We start from the raw sequence: 18,076 nt of genomic DNA on the forward strand, positions 1-18,076 counted from the left end.
CTACTTCATGCCGGGCATGCCGCCCATGCCCTTCATGCCGCCGAGCTTCTTCATCATCTTCATCATCCCGCCGCCGCTCATCTTTTTCATCATGCCCTGCATCTGATCGAACTGGGTCAGCACGCGGTTGACTTCATGAATCTGCACGCCGGCACCGCTGGCGATGCGGCGTTTGCGACTGGCCTTGCTCTTGCCATCGAGTAAGAGGCTAGGCTGACGGCGTTCCTTGGCGGTCATCGCATTCATGATGCCTTCCATGCGGCGCATGTCTTTTTCGGCCCGGTCCATGTCGGCAGCACCGGTCTTGGCGGTCATCTGCGAGGGCAGCTTGTCCATCAGTCCGGCCAGGCCGCCCATCTTCTTCATTTGCGTGATCTGGGCCAGGAAGTCATTCAGATCAAAGCCGCTGCCGGTCTTGAGCTTGTCGGCGAGCTTTTGCGCCGCCGCGACGTCGATGCCCTTGGTGACTTCTTCGACGAGTGCGACGATGTCGCCCATGCCCAAGACGCGGCCGGCGTGACGCTCGGCGTCAAACACTTCCAGGCCGTCGATCTTCTCCGACGTACCGGCGAACTTGATCGGTGCGCCGGTGATCTGCCGCACCGACAGGGCCGCGCCGCCGCGCGAGTCGCCGTCCAGCTTGGTCAGCACGATACCGGTCAGCGGCAGCGCTTCCTTGAAGGCCTTGGCTGTGTTGATCGCGTCCTGACCCTGCATCGCGTCGACGACAAACAAGGTCTCGATCGGATTCAGCAAGGCATGCAGGTCGCGGATCTCGGCCATCAAGGCCTCATCGATGGCCAAACGGCCGGCGGTGTCAACCAGCAGCACGTCAAAGTAATGCTTCTTGGCGTAGTCGATCGCGGCCAAGGCGATGTCACGCGGCTTTTGGTCCGGCGTCGACGGGAACCATTCGGCGCCGGCCTGTTTAGTGACGGTCTTGAGCTGCTCGATCGCGGCCGGGCGGTAGACGTCGGCGGAGACCGTCAGCACCTTTTTCTTGCGCTTCTCGATCAGGTGCTTGGCCAGCTTGGCGGTGGTGGTCGTCTTGCCCGCGCCTTGCAGGCCGGCCATCAGGATGACGGCGGGCGGCTGGGCGGCCAGATTGAGGTCGGCGACCCCTTCGCCCATGGTGGCGGCGAGTTCCTTCTGCACAATCGACACCAGCACCTGGCCGGGGTTGAGCGAGCCGATCACCTCGGCGCCGAGTGCCTTGTCCTTGACGCGGGCAATGAAGTCGCGCACCACGGGCAGGGCCACGTCGGCCTCGAGCAGCGCCATGCGTACTTCGCGCAGCATCTCCTGGACGTTCGTTTCGGTGATGCGGGCCTGGCCGCGCATCGTTTTCACGAGGCGACTCAGGCGGTCGGTCAAATTGGAAGCCATCGGGATAGTCGTCGTCGGTTAAGCGAGCGGCGCGCAAAAAGTACACTGTGAAGATGATTTTATCGCCCGCTTCTCAAACCCTGGTCGGTGCCTTGTTGGGCGCGGCCAGTTTGCTGTCCGTTTTGTCCTATGGATGGGTCGCAGCCTCGACTCCAAAAGCGACCGGACAGCTTGACCCAGAGTCAAGCCAAAGGCCGGCGCGCCCGCATGGAGTGCTGATGCTGGCTTGGGCGGCACACTTGTTTGCCTTGGTACTGGATATTTCCGGCCTAGGCCAAACGGTAGCGGGCGCGCGTTTTGGTTTTGCGCCGGCCCTGTCGACGACGGTTTGGTTGGTCCTCGCCGTCTATATGCTGGAAAGCCGTTTCTTGCCTCTGGCCGGGGTGCGGCGGATTTTGGCCGTGATGGCGGCGCTGGTGGTGGTGCTGGCATTCTTGTTCCCTGGTGAAAGCCGCCCGCAGGCGGCCTCGCCTTGGGCGCCGATTCACTGGGTGCTGGGCTTGGCTTCCTATGGCTTGTTCGGGGTGGCGGTCTTGCATGCGGCCTTGTTGAGTCGTGCAGAGCGGCAAATGCGCCATGTAAAACAGGGGGCGGCGGCGGGGCAAGCATCGCGTATCGAACCCCTGATGCCGCTGTTGCGGCTGGAGCGGCTAACGTTCCAGTTTGTCGGTGCTGGGGTGGCGGTGTTGTCTCTGGCGGTGCTGCTGGGCTGGTGGTTCACGCCGCATTGGCACTGGGATCACAAGAATCTGTTTGCGGTGCTGGGTTGGCTGGTGTTGAGCGGCCTGCTGACTGGTCGGCGTGTGTTTGGTTGGCGAGGGCGGCGAGCAACGCGCTGGCTTTACTTCGGCGCGCTCTTGCTCTTGCTTTCTTATGCCGGCTCGCGCTTTGTGTTGGAAGTTGTGCTGCAGCGGCCGCTTTGATCAGCTGATGCCATTTCACGCAGGAGGAAATTGAATCCCGATGAAGTACCTTTTACTGATTGTTGTTTTGGCGCTGGTGTTCTCGATGTTGGCGCGCAAACGCGCCCGACCGCCGGAGGTCAAACCGGAGCCCAACGCGCGGTCCAAGCCGCCTGTCTTGAATATGGTGACTTGTGCGCAATGCGGGCTTCACCTCCCTTTGGACGAGGCGTTGCCAGGCCAGGGCGGGATGTTTTGCGGTGCCGCCCATCGGGCCAGTTATGAGTTGGAGCATGGCACTCGCTCATGAGTGAACCTCCTCAGTCATGGTTTGGCCCGGGCCTCGCCGCCGACGTGCCGGACCGGCTTGATCCGATCGACGGGCTGACCGAGTTGGATGCTCAGGTCGATGAGATCGATGAAGGCGCTGACGTCGACGCGGGCGGAGCGGCCTTGACGGGTGCCGAAGGTGGCGGCGACTCACAGTTTTTCTTTCAGCATGCCCGGCGTTTGGTGAACGCCGGCGGCAATACCTTTACCCGCCTGTACCGGGCGTTTCTGGCCGCCCGGGCGGCCTTGGGGCTGGCGCTGGTGGCCACCCAATTGATTGCCGGTCTGCTGGGCTCGGCCTTGCCGTTCTGGACCAATATTTTATCGCTGCTGTATGCCGCGCAGGCGCTCACGGTGTGGCTGTTGCCGCGCTTGCAAAGAGGGGCCTCGGCCAGGACTTTGGCGCGTGTGAGCAGCCCTCAGTGGTGGTCCAGCATAGGCCTGGACTTGGCACTGTTCGGCCTGCTGCATGCCTTGGACCGCAGCGGCGGGGTCAATTACGGCGCGCTGTTCGTGATGCCGGTTTTGATGGCCGGCGTGTTGACGCCGCGTTTGCTGGCGCTGGCCACGGCGGCCATCGCGGCCTTGGTGATGTTGGGGGTGGCCGGCTGGGCTGTGCTTGATGGGGCCGACGTCGCGCTGCGTTTGACGCAGGCGGGCTTGGTCGGCAGCGGCTTCTTTGTCGTCAGCTTGCTGGCCAGCGAGATGGCCAGCCGCTTGGCACGCGAGGAGCGCGCGGCGCGCGGCAGCATGGAGTTCGCTCGGCAGCAGGCGCAGCTCAACCGCCTTGTGATCGACGAGTTGCAAGAAGGCGTGTTGGTGGTGGATCGGCGCGGCCATGTGCGCGCCGCTAACCCGGCCGCGCGGGACTTGCTTGCCGATGGTCAAGCCCTGGTGCGTACCGCGCCATTTCAATTGCGTGGCGTGGCCGCTTGGCAGCCCTTGGTGGGTGCGGTTGAGCAGGCCTTTGCGTCTGCCGCCTGGCCCGAGGCGGGGCGCGATGTGGGTCTGGCCTTCGGCAGCGGCACCCTGCGCAGCCTGCGTTTGCGCATGCGCTTTACGCGTCGGCGAGAGTCGGAGGCGAGCGAGGATTTGTGCGTGCTCTTTATTGAAGACAACCGCAAGGTGCTGGCGCGCAGCCAGCAGGAAAAGCTGGCCGCGATGGGCCGTGTGTCGGCCGGCATTGCGCATGAAATCCGCAATCCGCTGGCCGCCATCGATCAGGCCAATGCCTTGCTGTCGGAAGATTTGGCCGAGCCCAGGGCGCAGCAGTTGACGCGCATGGTGGCGTCGAATGTGCAACGCTTAAAACGCATTGTTGATGATGTGCTGGAGGTGGCGCCCGGCGCGGTGTCGGCGCCGGTGCCTTTGGATGCCAGCTTGTTGGTCAGCGAGACCTGTCTGGAATGGGCGCGCACCAATCAACTCGCGCCCGGGCCCTTCGATCCGCTGAGTTGCGCCTTGCCCATGCATGCCTTGGTGGTCAGTTTTGATCCCGAGCACCTGCGCCGCGTATTGGTCAATTTGCTTGATAACGCGCTGCGGCATGCCGAGCCGGGGCCAGCCTCGGTACAAGTGGAACTGGCGCCGGAGCTGGCGGCCAATTTGCAGCCTTGGGCGCGGCTGACCGTGTTCAGTTCCGGGCCGGCGATTCCGTCCGAAGTGGAGCGCCATTTGTTCGAACCCTTCTTTTCGACCCGCAGCCGTGGCTCGGGTCTGGGTTTGTATATTTGCCGCGAATTGTGTGAGCGCTACGGCGCGCAGATCGACTATCGTCGCCGCCAGGACGCCAAAATGCCCGGCAATGAATTCAGCATCAGGCTGCGGCTGATTGAGTCCGCTGCGGCGCTGCCTTTGGCCAGCCCTTCTTTATTTTGAGAGCAATATGAGCAGTGCTTCCTCCCCAGGCTCGGCCTTCAGTTTGCTGGTTGTTGATGACGAACCCGATCTGCGTACGCTCTATGAGCTGACGCTGATGCGCGAGGGTTATGAGTTGGAGACGGCCGGTTCGGTTGCCGACGCCTTGGCTCGTTTGCAGCGCCGCCGCTACAGCGCCGTTATCACCGATATGCGTTTGCCCGACGGCAGCGGGCTTGACCTGTTGCATTGGCTGGACAGCCAAGGCCGCGAAGAGAAGACGCTGGTCATCACCGCCTATGGTTCGTCCGAAAATGCCGTCGAGGCGCTCAAGGCGGGTGCTTATGACTACCTGACCAAGCCGGTGGATCTGCGCCAGTTCAGGCAGGTGGTGGCCTCGGCTTTGGGGCGGCAGCCGCAGACGGTGCGGGCCGTGGTGCCGGCCAATTTGCCGCCCGCGCAACAGCCGCCTCAGACCTTCGCACAAGCAGCCAAGGAGCCTGACAAAGAGCGGCCAGCTCCGGCAACTGTTGCGAGGGTTCCGGCTATGCCGTCCATGTCGGCCTTGTCTCGCTTGGCCGGTAAGTCGGCCGCGATTCAGGAGTTGCGCTCGCTGATTGAAAAGGTCTCTCGCAGCATGGCCCCGGTGCTCTTGCAGGGCGAATCGGGTACCGGCAAGGAGTTGGTGGCGCGCGCCATTCACGACAGCGGCGTGCGGGCGCGCCAGCGCTTTGTGGCGGTCAATTGCGGCGCCATTCCCGAGCAATTGTTGGAGGCCGAGTTCTTTGGCTACCGCAAGGGCGCGTTCACCGGCGCCAATGAGGATCGTGAGGGTTTCTTCCAGGCGGCCGATGGCGGCACTCTGTTTCTGGATGAAATCGGCGATCTGCCGCTGGCGATGCAGAGCAAGCTGTTGCGCTCGATCCAGGAGCGTTCGGTGCGGCCGGTAGGGGCCGTGGTGGAGGCGGCTGTCAATGTGCGGATATTGAGTGCCACCCACAAGGACCTCGGTGCCGAGGTGGCGGCAGGGCGCTTCCGCCAAGATTTGTTTTACCGCCTGAATGTGATTCAACTGCGGGTGCCGCCGCTGCGCGAGCGCATCGAGGATGTGCCCTTGATTGCCGAGCGGGTGCTTGAGCGCATCGCGGGCGACGCCGGAGTCTCCCCGGTGCCGCGTCTGACGCCGACAGCGCTGGTGCAGCTGACGCGTTATGCCTTCCCCGGCAATGTTCGTGAGCTGGAGAATCTGCTCCACCGGGCGCTGGCGCTGTCCGGCGGCGAGTGGATCGATGCAGCAGACCTGGGTCTGCCGGAATCGCTGTTGGATGACTCGCTGCTGGGGGGCTTGGATTCATCCGGCGACCTCATGGTGGACGATGCCGGGCTTGCCCGCAACTTGGATTTGGCGAAGGCTTCGAATGGTTTGTCAAACCTTCCCCCGAGCGACTTGCCGACCGACTTGGCGCGGTTTTTGGATGATGTCGAGCGCGATATTTTGCTGCGCGCCTTGATGCAACATCGCTTCAATCGCACCGCGGCCGGCGCCAGCTTGGGTCTGTCGCTGCGCCAGATCCGCTACCGGATGGCGCGACTCGGTGTGACGGCGGACGAGGTCGGTGCCAGCGAAGAATAGCTCAGGCCCGCGAGTCGGAGGGTAGGTCGCGCCAGCATTGGCGCGCTTTAGCGAGCGTTTTCGGCCGCCAAGCAAGCATTGCTGCGGCTTCGGCGCCAACTGCTTCGATGGCATCAAGCAAAGCCGGCGATATAGGCCGCCAGAGAGGCATTGAATGAGGCGGCCTGCCGGCCTCGGCTAGCGGTATTCGAGCGCCTAGTCAATGGGATAGATACGCTATCTGTAGTGCTTGAATGCCTTGTTGACCACAGATATAGTGTGCGGCATGCTATCCTTCGGCCCTGTACTCAACGCTGACTTGACTTGTTTCCTTGCCGACTTGCAAGGACTGGGCAATGCCACATTCAAGCGCAAGCCGGTGCGCCGCCTCATGCTGCCGCCAAGTACAAATCGCGGTTCAGCTCGGTAGTTTTGACGCCGAACCAGATGCCGAATCCATCCATTTTTTATTGAAGCCGCGCTGCGCTTGATGCGCGCGCGAATACTTTTTCAAAAATTCAAACGAGACCTAAAAGGACGATCCATGCAGACTCAACTTGTCCACGCCGCACCAATGGGTGCCAGCCAGCTTTCGGCCAGTACCGAAGGCCAGGCCTTGCAATCGGCATTTCAGGCCTATCAGATCCTGCGCCGCAATGGGGCGGTGGTGTCGTTTGAGCCGAGCAAGATTGCCGTCGCCTTGATGAAGGCTTTCTTGGCCGTGCATGGCACCAGTGGTGCGGCCTCGGCCAGCGTGCGCGAGACGGTCGATGGCCTGACCGAGGCGGTGGTGCGTGCGCTGATGCGTTCGCGCCCAAGCGGCGGCACCTTCCATATCGAGGATGTGCAGGACCAGGTCGAGTTGGGTCTGATGCGTGGCGGCCATCACGAAGTAGCGCGTGCCTATGTGCTGTACCGCGAGCGCCGTCTGCAAGAGCGTCTGCGCCAGGGCAAGATCGATGCGCCTGTCGCCGAAGCTCAACTGACCGTGATCGACGGCGGCCAGCGCGTGCCTTTGGATTTTGCGCATCTGCAAAGCCTGATCGTCTCGGCCTGTGCCGGCTTGGGCGATGACGTCAAGCCGGACCCGGTTCTGGCCGAGACCAAGCGCAATCTGTATGACGGCGTGCCGATCGACGAGGTCTACAAGGCGGCGATTCTGGCCGCCCGTACCTTGATCGAAAAAGATCCCGGCTACAGCCAAGCCACCGCACGCTTGCTGCTGCACACGATCCGCCGCGAGGTGGTGGGCGGTGAAATCACCCAAGAGCAGATGCATCAGCGTTATGCCGAGTATTTCCCCGGCTATATCAAGAAGGCGGTCAAGGCGGAGTTGCTGGACGAACGCCTGGGTCAATACGACCTGGCCCGTTTGGGCGCGCACCTGAAGGCCGAGCGCGATTTGCAGTTCGACTACCTCGGCCTGCAGACGCTGTATGACCGCTACTTCCAGCACATCGATGACCAGCGCATCGAAATGCCGCAGGCTTTCTTCATGCGTGTGGCGATGGGCCTGGCGCTGAACGAGATCGACCGCGAAGCGCGTGCGATCGAGTTCTATGACGTGCTGTCCAGCTTTGACTTCATGAGCTCGACGCCGACGCTATTCAATTCCGGCACGCGTCGCTCGCAGTTGTCGAGCTGCTACCTGACGACCGTGGCCGACGATCTGGACGGCATCTACGAGGCGCTGAAAGAGAACGCGCTGCTGTCCAAGTTTGCCGGCGGTCTGGGCAATGACTGGACACCGGTGCGCGCGCTGGGCTCGCATATCAAGGGTACTAACGGCAAGAGCCAGGGTGTGGTGCCATTCCTGAAAGTGGTCAACGACACCGCGGTCGCGGTCAATCAGGGCGGCAAGCGCAAGGGCGCCGTCTGCGCCTATCTGGAGAGCTGGCACCTCGACATCGAGGAGTTCCTGGAGCTGCGCAAGAACACCGGTGATGACCGCCGCCGCACCCATGACATGAATACCGCCAACTGGATCCCCGACCTCTTCATGCGCCGCGTGATGGACGGTGGCCAGTGGACGCTGTTCAGCCCATCGAGCACGCCCGATCTGCACGACCTGTTCGGCATCGCCTTCGAGAAGGCTTATGTGGCCTACGAAGAAAAAGCCGACCGCGGCGAGATCAAGCTGTTCAAGCGCATTGAGGCCAAGGACCTGTGGCGCAAGATGCTGTCGATGCTGTTCGAAACCGGCCACCCTTGGATCACCTTCAAGGACGCCTGCAATGTGCGCTCACCCCAGCAACATGTCGGCGTTGTGCACTCGAGCAATCTTTGCACCGAGATCACGCTCAACACCAATGACAGCGAAATCGCCGTCTGCAATCTGGGTTCGGTCAATCTCTTGCAGCACTTGCAGCTGAGCGAAGACGGCAGCAAGGGCGTCGACCATGCCAAGCTGCAAAAGACGATTTCGACCGCCATGCGCATGCTCGACAACGTCATCGACATCAACTACTACGCGGTCAAGAAGGCGCGTGACTCGAATCTGCGCCACCGTCCGGTCGGCCTGGGTTTGATGGGCTTCCAGGACGCGCTGTATGCGCTGCGCCTGCCTTACGCATCGGACGCAGCGGTCGAGTTTGCCGACCGTTCGATGGAAGCGATCTGCTATTACGCCTACCAGGCCTCGACCGAGTTGGCGCAAGAGCGCGGCCGCTACTCGAGCTTCCATGGCTCGCTGTGGGATCGCGGCATCTTGCCGATCGACTCGATCGATTTGCTGGCCAAGGAACGCGGCGGTTATGTCGAGGTTGACCGCTCCATGACGATGGACTGGGATGCTTTGCGTGCGCGCATCAAACAGCACGGTATGCGCAATAGCAACTGCGTGGCGATCGCCCCGACGGCGACGATCTCCAACATCATCGGCGTGGACGCCTCGATCGAGCCTTGCTTCGGCAATCTGTCGGTCAAGTCAAACCTGTCGGGCGAGTTCACCATCATCAACGACGCCTTGGTGCGCGACCTCAAGCGTCTGGGTCTGTGGGATGACGTGATGGTGATGGACCTGAAGCATTTCGACGGCTCACTGCGCCGCATCGACCGCGTGCCGGAAGAGCTGAAGGCCTTGTACGCGACCGCCTTCGAGGTCGAGACGCAGTGGTTGGTGGAGGCCGCCGCACGCCGTCAGAAGTGGATCGACCAGGCCCAGTCCTTGAACATCTATATGGCCGGCGCCTCGGGCAAGAAGCTCGATGAAACCTACAAACTCGCGTGGTTGCGTGGTTTGAAGACGACCTACTATTTGCGCACGATGGGTGCGACGCATGCCGAGAAGAGCACCGTCAAGTCTTCGGGTCAGCTCAATGCGGTCTCGTCGGGTGCATCGGCAGGGTTGGCATCGGCCCCGGTTGCAAGCGCGCCGGTCGCAGCGGTCGAGCCTGAATTGCCCGCGACTGACATGAAGTTCTGCTCGATTGATAACCCTGATTGCGAGGCTTGTCAGTAATTCGTTGAAAAGATGAAGGGTCACTCGATTTGCGGTGGCCCTTTTTCACGTCGCCCGCGATACCAATGTTCATCGGTATCTGCTGATTTTTGTATGCACAAATTCAGAGTTATGTGATTTGCGGCCTAGCAACGCAAAAGGCGTCTTGATGTCAAGAAGTCCTTGGTGTTTGAACACAACACTCTGATAATTCGACTCGATAGGAATAGAGACCATGTTGGTTTGGGAAGAAGACCAGAAGCCTGCTGAAAAAGCAAACGCGAATGTCGCGAACACTGCGCCCAGCCTCGCTGCGACCGCAGGCTCGGCCGCCTTCGCTTCGGCGCCTGCGGCTGTGCTTGTGACTGGAGTCATAACGCCGACCGCCCCTGCAATGAGCCCTGCACTGTCGCACGCAAAGTCGGTGGCAAGTACGGCAGCCGCCACGCCCGCTCGCCGCGTCAATGCGGCCGACAAGCGCATCATCAACGGCCAGACCGACGTCAATCAGTTGGTGCCCTTCAAGTACAAATGGGCCTGGGAAAAATACCTCGCCACTTGCGCCAATCATTGGATGCCGCAAGAAGTGAATATGTCGCGCGACATCGCCTTGTGGAAAGACCCGAACGGGTTGACCGATGACGAGCGCCGCATCATCAAGCGCAATCTCGGCTTCTTCGTGACCGCCGATTCGCTCGCCGCCAACAACATCGTGCTGGGCACCTACCGCCACATCACCGCGCCCGAGTGCCGCCAGTTCTTGCTGCGGCAGGCTTTTGAGGAAGCGATCCACACCCACGCCTATCAGTACATCGTTGAGTCGCTGGGCCTGGATGAGGCCGAGATCTTCAATGCCTATAACGAGATCAAGTCGATCCGCGACAAAGACGAGTTCCTGATCCCCTTCATCGGCGCGATCATGGACCCGCACTTCAATACCGGCACGCCCGAGAACGATCAGATTCTGCTGAAGAGCTTGATCGTCTTTGCCTGCTTGATGGAAGGCCTGTTCTTCTACGTTGGCTTTACCCAGATTTTGGCGATGGGTAGGCAAAACAAGATGACCGGTGCGGCCGAGCAGTATCAGTACATCTTGCGCGACGAATCGATGCACTGCAATTTCGGCATTGACCTGATCAATCAGCTCAAGCTCGAGAACCCGCATCTGTGGACGCCTGAGTTCAAGGCCGAGATCAAGGCCTTGTTCATGAAGGCGGTTGATCTGGAATACGCGTATGCGGAAGACACCATGCCGCGTGGCGTGTTGGGCATGAACGCATCGATGTTCAAGGGCTATCTGCGCTATATCGCCAATCGGCGTGCGACGCAGATCGGCTTGGAAGAACTTTTTCCGGGTGAGGAAAATCCCTTTCCCTGGATGAGCGAAATGATTGATCTGAAGAAGGAACGCAATTTCTTCGAAACCCGCGTCATCGAATACCAATCTGGTGGCGCATTGTCCTGGGACTGAGAGGCTGAAAACTTTTTACTGCGCGACCGCCATGCGTCGTTGGCCGGGTGCTCGAAATCCTCACGTACAGGAAGTACGTTCCGGTTTCTGCGCTCCGCCCGCCTAGCCTGACGGCCGCTCGCTACAAAAGTTCACAGCCTCTGGTTGGGCTTTGGCTTGGAGCCTTTGCCTGCGCTGTTCCAGTTTGTTGTTGTATCAAGAAGATTCGTTGCTTGCACTCTTGGCCTTGGGTTGAGCGTGCAAGTAACAACCCAATTCACCGCACCGGGGCGCCAACCTTTAAGCGACATCTGGGTGGTGAATAACTGCGCTGCGGCGGCTAGTCCGTTACAGGCAGTGCTCTTTCCACTTGATCAAGGAGAACTGAAAAATGGCAACTGCAAAGAAGGCTCCGGCCAAAAAGGCCGCACCGGCAACTAAGGCGGCCGCTCCGGCCAAGAAGGTCGCTGCTCCCGTGAAGGCTGCTGCTCCTGCGAAGAAGGCTGCTGCTCCTGCGAAGAAGGCTGCTGCTCCTGCGAAGAAGGCCGCTGCTCCTGCTAAGAAGGCTGCTGCTCCTGCGAAGAAGGCTGCTGCTCCTGCGAAGAAGGCTGCTGCTCCTGCGAAGAAGGCCGCTGCTCCTGCGAAGAAGGCTGCTGCTCCTGCGAAGAAGGCTGCTGCTCCTGCGAAGAAGGCTGCTGCTCCTGCGAAGAAGGCCGCTGCTCCTGCGAAGAAGGCTGCTGCTCCTGCGAAGAAAGCCGCTGCTCCTGCGAAGAAGGCCGCCGCTCCTGCGAAGAAGGTCAGCACGCCAGCTAAGAAGGAAACTCCTCCTGCCAAGAAGGACACTCCTCCCGTCAAGGTGCCAGCGAAGAAGTCGGCCGCCAAGCCGGCAGCTAAACCGGCTGCCAAGCCAGCTGCTAAACCGGCTGCCAAGCCAGCCGCCAAGAAGTCGGCCGCCAAGCCAGCTGCAGCAGCACCTGCTGCAAAGACTGCACTGAGCCCGCAAGCCGCTTGGCCTTTCCCAACAGGCAACAAGCCCTGAGTTCGGATCGGCTTACAAGTTCAAACCCGGCCTCGGCCGGGTTTTTTGTTTGTTGCCGCTGAGGCGATCAAGTCAGCGACGCCGCCGGCCGCAATGCTCAGGGATAGAAGATTTCTACGCTATAGCCGCTGACGCGAGCGTCACCGGTCGACAGCATGGTTTGCAGAGCCAGCTCCGAGGCAGCCGGCAAGGCCAACTTGTCGGTCTTGAAGTCGGCCGGCCCCAACACACGCCTGGCCACCAAAGCTCCGGCCGAATCGGTCAGACTTAGGTCGATCCATGGTGTCGCCACCTCGGTGTTGGTCTTGTTGCGCAGCCCGATCACCAATTGATAGTGATTGCCCGAGCCCGCTTGATTGAGCGCGCTGCTTTCAACCCCGAGGCCTTCGATGTAGCGTCGGGGTTTGATCTCGCAGCCAGCGATTTTGCATACAGCTTGCAGAGTCGGACGCAAGTTCGGGCGCAAGGCGGCGAGCGTGTCTCTGAACTGAAGACCGGCTTGGAGCATCAGGGTGCTCAGCAGAAACAATGCCGACAAGCTCAGCGCAATGCGCGCTGCCGGCCGCTGCCACCTCGTCTTGGAAGGGTGAGTCCGCAGGAATTCAGGCAAAGCAGCGTCGCTCGTACCTGCGGATTGATGAAGCTCGGATTGTGCTTGGGCGCTGATCTTGGCAAGTCTCTCGTCCATCAGCACATCGGGGCGGCCGCTCATGTCCGGGCCAAAATCCTCGTCCGCAGCCGGCGGCTCGATGCTGTTGGTTGGCAATGCTGGCGCCTGCGTGGGCGTTGAGGTCTGCGAGGTGGCCGTGCCTTGTTCGTCTGACCAACGAGGTTCCAAACGGGAGTCGAAACGGGAATCTTGTACGGATGCCAGCTCTTGCTCCGCCTCTTCGTCGAGTGCGGGTTCTTTCGCACGGGCGGCTTGGCTGGCGCCAAATCGCGACGGCCGCGGCTCGCTAGGCGGTGGTTCCTGCGGCCAAGGTGGTGGCGAAGGCTCCGCCTCGTAGCCGGATTCGCTCGCGCTCGCGGCCTCATTCTCGCCAGCAAATGGCGCGCCAACCGGGCTGGCAGCTACGGCAGGCGTTGGTGCCCAGTTGTCTTCTGCGGGCTCATGCCCGCTTGGCGTAGCAGGCTCTCGGCTGTACGGCTCGACCTTGGCCGGCCATGGCGGGGGTGCTTCACGGTCGATGTCAAAGAGCTGCGCACGCGCATCAAAGACTTCGGCGCAACGGCCGCAGCGCACCCAGCCATCGGACACCCGCAATTGATCCTCAACCACCCTGAAGATGGTTCCGCAGGCGCTGCAACGGGTGGCAAGACTCATGGCGAGATCATGCCATGAGTCCGCTCGATTTCGGGCTTACGTGTCGTGTCAAGCTCGTTTGGCCGTCATCAAAATCCAACCCTCTTGGCTGTCGCTGACTTCCAACTTCACCCAAGGTGCATAGGCCTCCTTGAGTTCATCGGCTTGACGCTCAAGAATGCCGGCCAGTATCAGGTGAGCATCGGGTGCCATATGCGCACACAACAAGGGTGCCAACAGTCGCAGCGGCGTGGCCAGAATATTGGCCATCACCAGCGGGTACTCGCCTTGTGCCGCATCGGGCAAGGCCGCCGTCAGGGCGACCTTGTTCGCTTCGGCATTGGCCTTGCTGGCGATGATCGCAGCCGGGTCGATGTCGACCGCATCGATATTGCGGGCGCCATGCAGTGCCGCGCCAATCGCCAGAATGCCGGAGCCGCAGCCGTAGTCCAACACGCGGGTCCAGCTCGGGCTGAGCGCGGCATGCTGGGCAATCCAGCGCAAGCACATCCGGGTGGTCGGGTGGGTGCCGGTGCCGAATGCCAAGCCAGGGTCCAGGCTCATCACCTGCTTGGCCTGTGCCGGCGCTTGATGCCAAGACGGCACGATCCAGAACTCGGGCGTGATCTCGACCGGCGCAAATTGCGACTGCGTCAAGCGCACCCAGTCTTGCTCGGCAACGGCCTGAATTGCCTGCACATGCACGCCGCCGGCCCAGTCCTGGCTGAGGATCAAGGTAGCGCATTCGGTCGCCTCGGCCACGCTTGGGAACAGTGCTCGCACGACCGAGCGCTGCCAGCCGCCGCGCGGCGCCGGCATGCCGGGTTCACCAAACAGAGCCTGTTCGCTGGGCGAATCGGCGTCGGCATCCTCAACCGATACCGCCAGCGCATCCAACTCCATCAAGGCATCGCTGACCGTCTCTACATCGTCCTCGCCGCAGATCAGGAACAGCTCCTGCAAGGTTCCGCTCATCGCTTGTGCTCGCTCATCCAGCCTTCGAGGTAATGAATATTGGTGCCGCCTTCGACAAACTTGGCGTCCACCATCAACTCGCGGTGCAGAGGGATATTGGTCAGGATGCCCTCAACGACGGTCTCCGACAAAGCGATCCGCATGCGGGCCAAAGCCTGCTCGCGGGTGTCGCCATGCACAATGATCTTGCCAATCATCGAGTCGTAATGGGGCGGCACGACGTAGTTGCTGTAGACATGCGAATCGACCCGAACGCCCGGCCCGCCCGGCGCGTGCCACATCGTGATGCGGCCCGGTGAGGGCGTGAACTTGAATGGGTCTTCGGCATTGATACGGCACTCGATCGAGTGGCCGCGCATGACGATATTGCGCTGCGTGAAGGGCAGCTTCTCGCCCGCCGCCACCTTGATCTGCATCTGCACGATGTCGATGCCGGTGACCATTTCGGTGACCGGATGCTCGACCTGCACGCGCGTGTTCATTTCGATGAAATAGAACTCGCCGTTTTCATACAAGAACTCGAAGGTGCCCGCGCCGCGGTAGTTCATCTTGCGGCAGGCGGCCGCGCAGCGGTCACCGATCTTCTCGATCACGCGGCGCGGGATGCCCGGTGCCGGTGCTTCTTCGAGGATCTTCTGGTGGCGGCGCTGCATCGAGCAGTCGCGCTCGCCCAGCCAGACCGCGCTCTTGTGGGTGTCGGCCAGGATCTGGATCTCCACATGGCGTGGATTCTCCAGAAACTTCTCCATATAGACTTCGGGGTTGCCGAAGGCCGCGCCCGCTTCGGTGCGCGTCATCTGCACCGCATTGACGAGGGCCGCTTCGGTGTGCACGACACGCATGCCGCGCCCGCCGCCGCCGCCGGCCGCCTTGATGATCACAGGGTAGCCGACCGAGCGGGCGATCTTGATGATCTCTTTCGGATCCTCGGGCAAGGCGCCTTCGGAGCCGGGCACGCAGGGCACGCCGGCGCGAATCATCGCCTGCTTGGCCGAGACCTTGTCGCCCATCATGCGGATCGACTCGGGCGTTGGGCCAATGAAGGTGAAGCCGCTTTGTTCCACGCGCTCGGCAAAGTCGGCGTTTTCGCTCAGGAAGCCGTAGCCGGGGTGGATTGCTTCGGCGTCGGTAACTTCGGCCGTGGCGATGATGGCGGGCATGCTGAGATAACTCAGCGACGAAGCGGCGGGTCCGATGCAGACGGCCTCATCGGCCAGCTTGACGTATTTGGCATCCCGGTCGGCTTCGGAGTAGACGACCACCGATTTGACGCCCAGCTCGCGGCAGGCTCGCTGGATTCGCAAGGCGATTTCGCCTCGATTGGCAATGAGAATTTTTTTAAACATAGTGCCTCGGCTTAATCGCCTTGACGGGCTACGCCCGTAGTGCAATTTGGCTTCGCCGCAAGGCCTGGGGCCTTGTCGCCTCGATTCGCAATCAGGATTTTCTTGAACATTGCCGCGCCTTATTCGATCACGAACAAGGGCTGACCGAACTCGACCGGTTGACCGTTCTCGCACAGTACCTTGGTGACGGTGCCACCGATTTCCGTATCGATCTCGTTCATGATTTTCATTGCTTCGATGATGCAGATCGGCGCGCCTTCCTTGATCTGCTGGCCAACTTCAGCAAAAGGTTTGGCGTTCGGGCCAGCCGCGCGATAGAAGGTGCCAACCATCGGAGACTTCACGATGCGGCCGGTTTCTTCTGGTGCGGCAGCCGCCACGGGGGCTATGGCTGCTGGGGCAGGGGCAGGTGCCGCAGGTGCGGCGGCGACCGGCGCTGCCATCATCATGGGGACGGCGACGGCGCCATCGGACTTGACGATGCGCACCTTGCCATCGGCCTCGGTGATTTCAAGTTCGGAAATATTCGACTCGGAAACCAGGTCGATCAGGGTCTTGAGCTTGCGCAGATCCATATTTTTTCTCCAACGAGATTGATTATTGTGTGTTGATTAAAGGCATCGCCAAGTGCGACTCCGGCCGTTCAAGCCAGGCACTAAACCGGGCGCTTAAGCTTCTCAAGCGCGTAAGCCAAGGCCAGTTGATAGCCCTGGGCACCCAGTCCGCAAATGACGCCATCGGCGCGTGCGGAAAAAAAGCTGTGGTGCCGAAACGATTCGCGCTTGTGAATATTGGACAGATGAACTTCGACAAAAGGCAGGGCCACCGCCGCCAAGGCGTCAACCATGGCCACGCTGGTGTGGGTGTAGGCGGCCGGGTTGATGATGATGAACTGGCAGCCATCGCTGCCGGCCGCTTGAATGCGATCCACCAAAGCGCCTTCATGGTTGCTTTGGAAGGATTTTAGTTCAATCCCGGCAACGGCCGCCATCTCAGCCAAACCTGCATCGATTTGCGCCAAAGTCTGCGAGCCATAGACCCCAGGCTCGCGGGTGCCGAGCAGATTGAGGTTGGGACCATGAATAACAAGAATTTGCATCAGCGACGTTGGTGTGGCTCTTGTGCCGCCTATATTGGCAGCTTAGAGTGAGGACCCTAGAAGCGGAAAAGGCCGAACTTTACGCGTTTTAAGCCTAGTTCGTGACTTCTGGCTCTAAATAATTCGCTTGACCTCGATTTGCTTTTGCGCTTGCCTGCGGTGGCTTGGTGCCTCAACCCGCAACAAGTTTGCCGGTCATTTGACGCAATTCAGCCAGATTTGTGGCTCCCAATTTGCGCCAAATCAGCTCGCCGGAAACGTCGAATGCCACGCTGAAGGGCAAGCCGCCCTGTGTATTGCCCAGTGTCCGGGTCAATTCGGTGCCGGTCAATCCGGCCAAACCCAAAGGAAAGTCCAAAGGCAGCTTCTTGAGAAACTCGCGCACGGCGCTTGGGCTGTCGATGGCCAGCCCTAAAACCTGCCAGCCTTGACCCTTGAATTCGCGCTCGAACTGCGCCAGTTCGGGCAATTCCTTCACGCAGGGTGGGCACCAAGTCGCCCAAAAATTCAGCAATAGCGGCTTGCCCTTGAATGAGGCCGCCGGCAGTTCGCCCCCCTCGGGGCGGTCAAAACGAGCATTCCAAAAACTTGCCGCAGCGCTGGACAGGCTTGCCGGTCCTGCGGGACGCCGCCCAAGCGAGACACCGGCACCAATCACGGCGGCACCGATGCCGGCCGCTACAAATAATTTGCGGCGAAGGTTTGAAGTGCTTTCACTCATTTGAATTCTCTTCCATCAATTTGCGCAAAGCGGCCAAGTCGCCGCGCTCGCTGCGGCCGCGCGCGTCCACCTTGAGTGCACCGCGCAAATCGTCAAAGTCGAGGATGCTCAGATGCACGGTAATCAATTCGCCCAACTTGCGGCTGAAGACGGCCAAGGACAGCACATCGATCTCGCGTCCACGGGAGCCTTTGGGCCCGGTGATCGCGCCGACCTCATAGTCCAGCCCCAAATTGATCAGCGCAATCTCGGCGGACTTGCTGTCGTCGCAATAGAGCTGCAAATGAATATTGGAGAGCCGGGTAGCGGTGCCGCGCCAGACCGCGCCGCATAGATGCGGGCGAAACTCGGCCAAGCGGGCCATCCATTCGGCCGCCAACTCGCGCAGCGCGGCCAACTCGGCGGGTTGGGTGTCGGCGCAAAACAGGGCCAGATAGTCGCGCACCTCGTCTTCCAACTCGTCGTTGCTCGGCAAAGCGGCCCGGCTATTGCGGCTCAGGCCCAGAATCTTCAGAGCGCGCTGCTTGGCCGGCCCGTATTCCATGCCTTCTTCCACCACCAGGCGGGCGGCAGTGGCGGCGATTTCGATGCTGATGCTGTTTTCGGACGTCATGCTG

Annotated in this window: 16 protein-coding genes; 7 read left to right on the top strand and 9 right to left on the bottom strand. The window is 61.0% G+C overall.

The window, feature by feature from the left end:
* Window positions 1–1,386: a signal recognition particle protein gene (gene ffh / locus LNV07_RS18315; protein WP_263535652.1), complete on the bottom strand. Its 1,386-nt coding sequence runs from the start codon at window positions 1,384–1,386 to the stop codon at window positions 1–3.
* Between the two features lie 53 nt (window positions 1,387–1,439).
* Between ffh and LNV07_RS18320 the strand changes: the two genes are divergently transcribed.
* The 5 genes from LNV07_RS18320 to LNV07_RS18340 all read left to right on the top strand — a co-directional run bounded on the left by LNV07_RS18320 (window position 1,440) and on the right by LNV07_RS18340 (window position 9,547).
* Window positions 1,440–2,309: a cytochrome C assembly family protein gene (locus tag LNV07_RS18320; protein ID WP_263572619.1), complete on the top strand. Its 870-nt coding sequence runs from the start codon at window positions 1,440–1,442 to the stop codon at window positions 2,307–2,309.
* Between the two features lie 40 nt (window positions 2,310–2,349).
* Entirely contained in the window at window positions 2,350–2,598 is a 249-nt protein-coding gene (locus tag LNV07_RS18325) for a PP0621 family protein (protein WP_263572620.1), read from the top strand.
* A complete protein-coding gene (locus LNV07_RS18330; RefSeq protein WP_263572621.1) occupies window positions 2,595–4,496 on the top strand; it encodes a sensor histidine kinase in 1,902 nt (633 codons plus the stop codon). The genes LNV07_RS18325 and LNV07_RS18330 overlap by 4 nt, the downstream gene beginning before the upstream one ends.
* 7 nt (window positions 4,497–4,503) lie before the next feature.
* Window positions 4,504–6,108 (top strand): sigma-54-dependent transcriptional regulator, encoded by a 1,605-nt coding sequence (locus LNV07_RS18335; protein WP_263572622.1) that lies wholly within the window; start codon window positions 4,504–4,506, stop codon window positions 6,106–6,108.
* 523 nt (window positions 6,109–6,631) lie between these two features.
* Window positions 6,632–9,547, top strand: coding sequence for a ribonucleoside-diphosphate reductase subunit alpha (locus tag LNV07_RS18340; protein WP_263572623.1), 2,916 nt, complete (start codon window positions 6,632–6,634; stop codon window positions 9,545–9,547).
* Window positions 9,548–9,616: 69 nt separating this feature from the next.
* Here the strand turns inward: LNV07_RS18340 and LNV07_RS18345 are convergent, their stop codons facing one another.
* Window positions 9,617–9,901 carry a hypothetical protein gene (locus LNV07_RS18345; RefSeq protein WP_263572624.1) on the bottom strand — a complete coding sequence of 95 codons (285 nt, stop codon included), beginning with the start codon at window positions 9,899–9,901 and terminating at the stop codon, window positions 9,617–9,619.
* Here LNV07_RS18345 and LNV07_RS18350 point away from each other — a divergent pair.
* Together LNV07_RS18350 and LNV07_RS18355 are read left to right on the top strand one after the other, a co-directional pair.
* Window positions 9,888–10,997 carry a ribonucleotide-diphosphate reductase subunit beta gene (locus LNV07_RS18350; RefSeq protein ID WP_397545580.1) on the top strand — a complete coding sequence of 370 codons (1,110 nt, stop codon included), beginning with the start codon at window positions 9,888–9,890 and terminating at the stop codon, window positions 10,995–10,997. The two genes, LNV07_RS18345 and LNV07_RS18350, sit on opposite strands and share 14 nt — an antisense overlap.
* A 370-nt stretch (window positions 10,998–11,367) precedes the next feature.
* Complete coding sequence (locus LNV07_RS18355; RefSeq protein WP_263572626.1) at window positions 11,368–12,015, top strand: histone; 648 nt, start codon at window positions 11,368–11,370, stop codon at window positions 12,013–12,015.
* Between the two features lie 97 nt (window positions 12,016–12,112).
* Here the strand turns inward: LNV07_RS18355 and LNV07_RS18360 are convergent, their stop codons facing one another.
* From LNV07_RS18360 to LNV07_RS18390, 7 genes are all read right to left on the bottom strand, one after another.
* The gene (locus LNV07_RS18360; RefSeq protein WP_263572627.1) at window positions 12,113–13,339 is read right to left on the bottom strand and encodes a zinc-ribbon and DUF3426 domain-containing protein; all 1,227 of its coding nucleotides are present in this window, start codon (window positions 13,337–13,339) and stop codon (window positions 12,113–12,115) included.
* Between the two features lie 48 nt (window positions 13,340–13,387).
* On the bottom strand, window positions 13,388–14,281 hold the full coding sequence (gene prmA, locus LNV07_RS18365; protein ID WP_263572814.1) for a 50S ribosomal protein L11 methyltransferase: 894 nt from the start codon (window positions 14,279–14,281) through the stop codon (window positions 13,388–13,390).
* An 8-nt stretch (window positions 14,282–14,289) separates the two neighbouring features.
* Entirely contained in the window at window positions 14,290–15,639 is a 1,350-nt protein-coding gene (accC, locus tag LNV07_RS18370; protein WP_263572628.1) for an acetyl-CoA carboxylase biotin carboxylase subunit, read from the bottom strand.
* Between the two features lie 119 nt (window positions 15,640–15,758).
* Window positions 15,759–16,214, bottom strand: coding sequence for an acetyl-CoA carboxylase biotin carboxyl carrier protein (gene accB / locus LNV07_RS18375; RefSeq protein ID WP_263572629.1), 456 nt, complete (start codon window positions 16,212–16,214; stop codon window positions 15,759–15,761).
* A gap of 80 nt (window positions 16,215–16,294) precedes the next feature.
* The gene (gene aroQ, locus LNV07_RS18380; RefSeq protein ID WP_397545581.1) at window positions 16,295–16,738 is read right to left on the bottom strand and encodes a type II 3-dehydroquinate dehydratase; all 444 of its coding nucleotides are present in this window, start codon (window positions 16,736–16,738) and stop codon (window positions 16,295–16,297) included.
* 172 nt (window positions 16,739–16,910) lie between these two features.
* The gene (locus LNV07_RS18385) at window positions 16,911–17,459 is read right to left on the bottom strand and encodes a TlpA family protein disulfide reductase (RefSeq protein WP_263572630.1); all 549 of its coding nucleotides are present in this window, start codon (window positions 17,457–17,459) and stop codon (window positions 16,911–16,913) included.
* Window positions 17,452–18,072: a hypothetical protein gene (locus tag LNV07_RS18390; RefSeq protein WP_263572631.1), complete on the bottom strand. Its 621-nt coding sequence runs from the start codon at window positions 18,070–18,072 to the stop codon at window positions 17,452–17,454. The genes LNV07_RS18385 and LNV07_RS18390 overlap by 8 nt, the downstream gene beginning before the upstream one ends.
* Window positions 18,073–18,076: the final 4 nt, after the last annotated feature.

The sequence above is a fragment of the Roseateles oligotrophus genome, from assembly GCF_025717515.1.
GTDB lineage: Bacteria > Pseudomonadota > Gammaproteobacteria > Burkholderiales > Burkholderiaceae_C > Paucibacter_A > Paucibacter_A oligotrophus.

What these genes read in the sequence shown, in the direction of transcription:
- LNV07_RS18345 (WP_263572624.1), bottom strand. Translation starts at nt 9,901, where the DNA reads ATGACTCCAGTCACAAGCACAGCCGCAGGCGCCGAAGCGAAGGCGGCC.
- LNV07_RS18355 (WP_263572626.1), top strand. Translation starts at nt 11,368, where the DNA reads ATGGCAACTGCAAAGAAGGCTCCGGCCAAAAAGGCCGCACCGGCAACT.
- accC (WP_263572628.1), bottom strand. Translation starts at nt 15,639, where the DNA reads ATGTTTAAAAAAATTCTCATTGCCAATCGAGGCGAAATCGCCTTGCGA.
- ffh (WP_263535652.1), bottom strand. Translation starts at nt 1,386, where the DNA reads ATGGCTTCCAATTTGACCGACCGCCTGAGTCGCCTCGTGAAAACGATG.
- LNV07_RS18340 (WP_263572623.1), top strand. Translation starts at nt 6,632, where the DNA reads ATGCAGACTCAACTTGTCCACGCCGCACCAATGGGTGCCAGCCAGCTT.
- LNV07_RS18330 (WP_263572621.1), top strand. Translation starts at nt 2,595, where the DNA reads ATGAGTGAACCTCCTCAGTCATGGTTTGGCCCGGGCCTCGCCGCCGAC.
- LNV07_RS18325 (WP_263572620.1), top strand. Translation starts at nt 2,350, where the DNA reads ATGAAGTACCTTTTACTGATTGTTGTTTTGGCGCTGGTGTTCTCGATG.
- LNV07_RS18320 (WP_263572619.1), top strand. Translation starts at nt 1,440, where the DNA reads ATGATTTTATCGCCCGCTTCTCAAACCCTGGTCGGTGCCTTGTTGGGC.
- LNV07_RS18360 (WP_263572627.1), bottom strand. Translation starts at nt 13,339, where the DNA reads ATGAGTCTTGCCACCCGTTGCAGCGCCTGCGGAACCATCTTCAGGGTG.
- LNV07_RS18390 (WP_263572631.1), bottom strand. Translation starts at nt 18,072, where the DNA reads ATGACGTCCGAAAACAGCATCAGCATCGAAATCGCCGCCACTGCCGCC.
- aroQ (WP_397545581.1), bottom strand. Translation starts at nt 16,738, where the DNA reads ATGCAAATTCTTGTTATTCATGGTCCCAACCTCAATCTGCTCGGCACC.
- accB (WP_263572629.1), bottom strand. Translation starts at nt 16,214, where the DNA reads ATGGATCTGCGCAAGCTCAAGACCCTGATCGACCTGGTTTCCGAGTCG.
- LNV07_RS18335 (WP_263572622.1), top strand. Translation starts at nt 4,504, where the DNA reads ATGAGCAGTGCTTCCTCCCCAGGCTCGGCCTTCAGTTTGCTGGTTGTT.
- LNV07_RS18385 (WP_263572630.1), bottom strand. Translation starts at nt 17,459, where the DNA reads ATGAGTGAAAGCACTTCAAACCTTCGCCGCAAATTATTTGTAGCGGCC.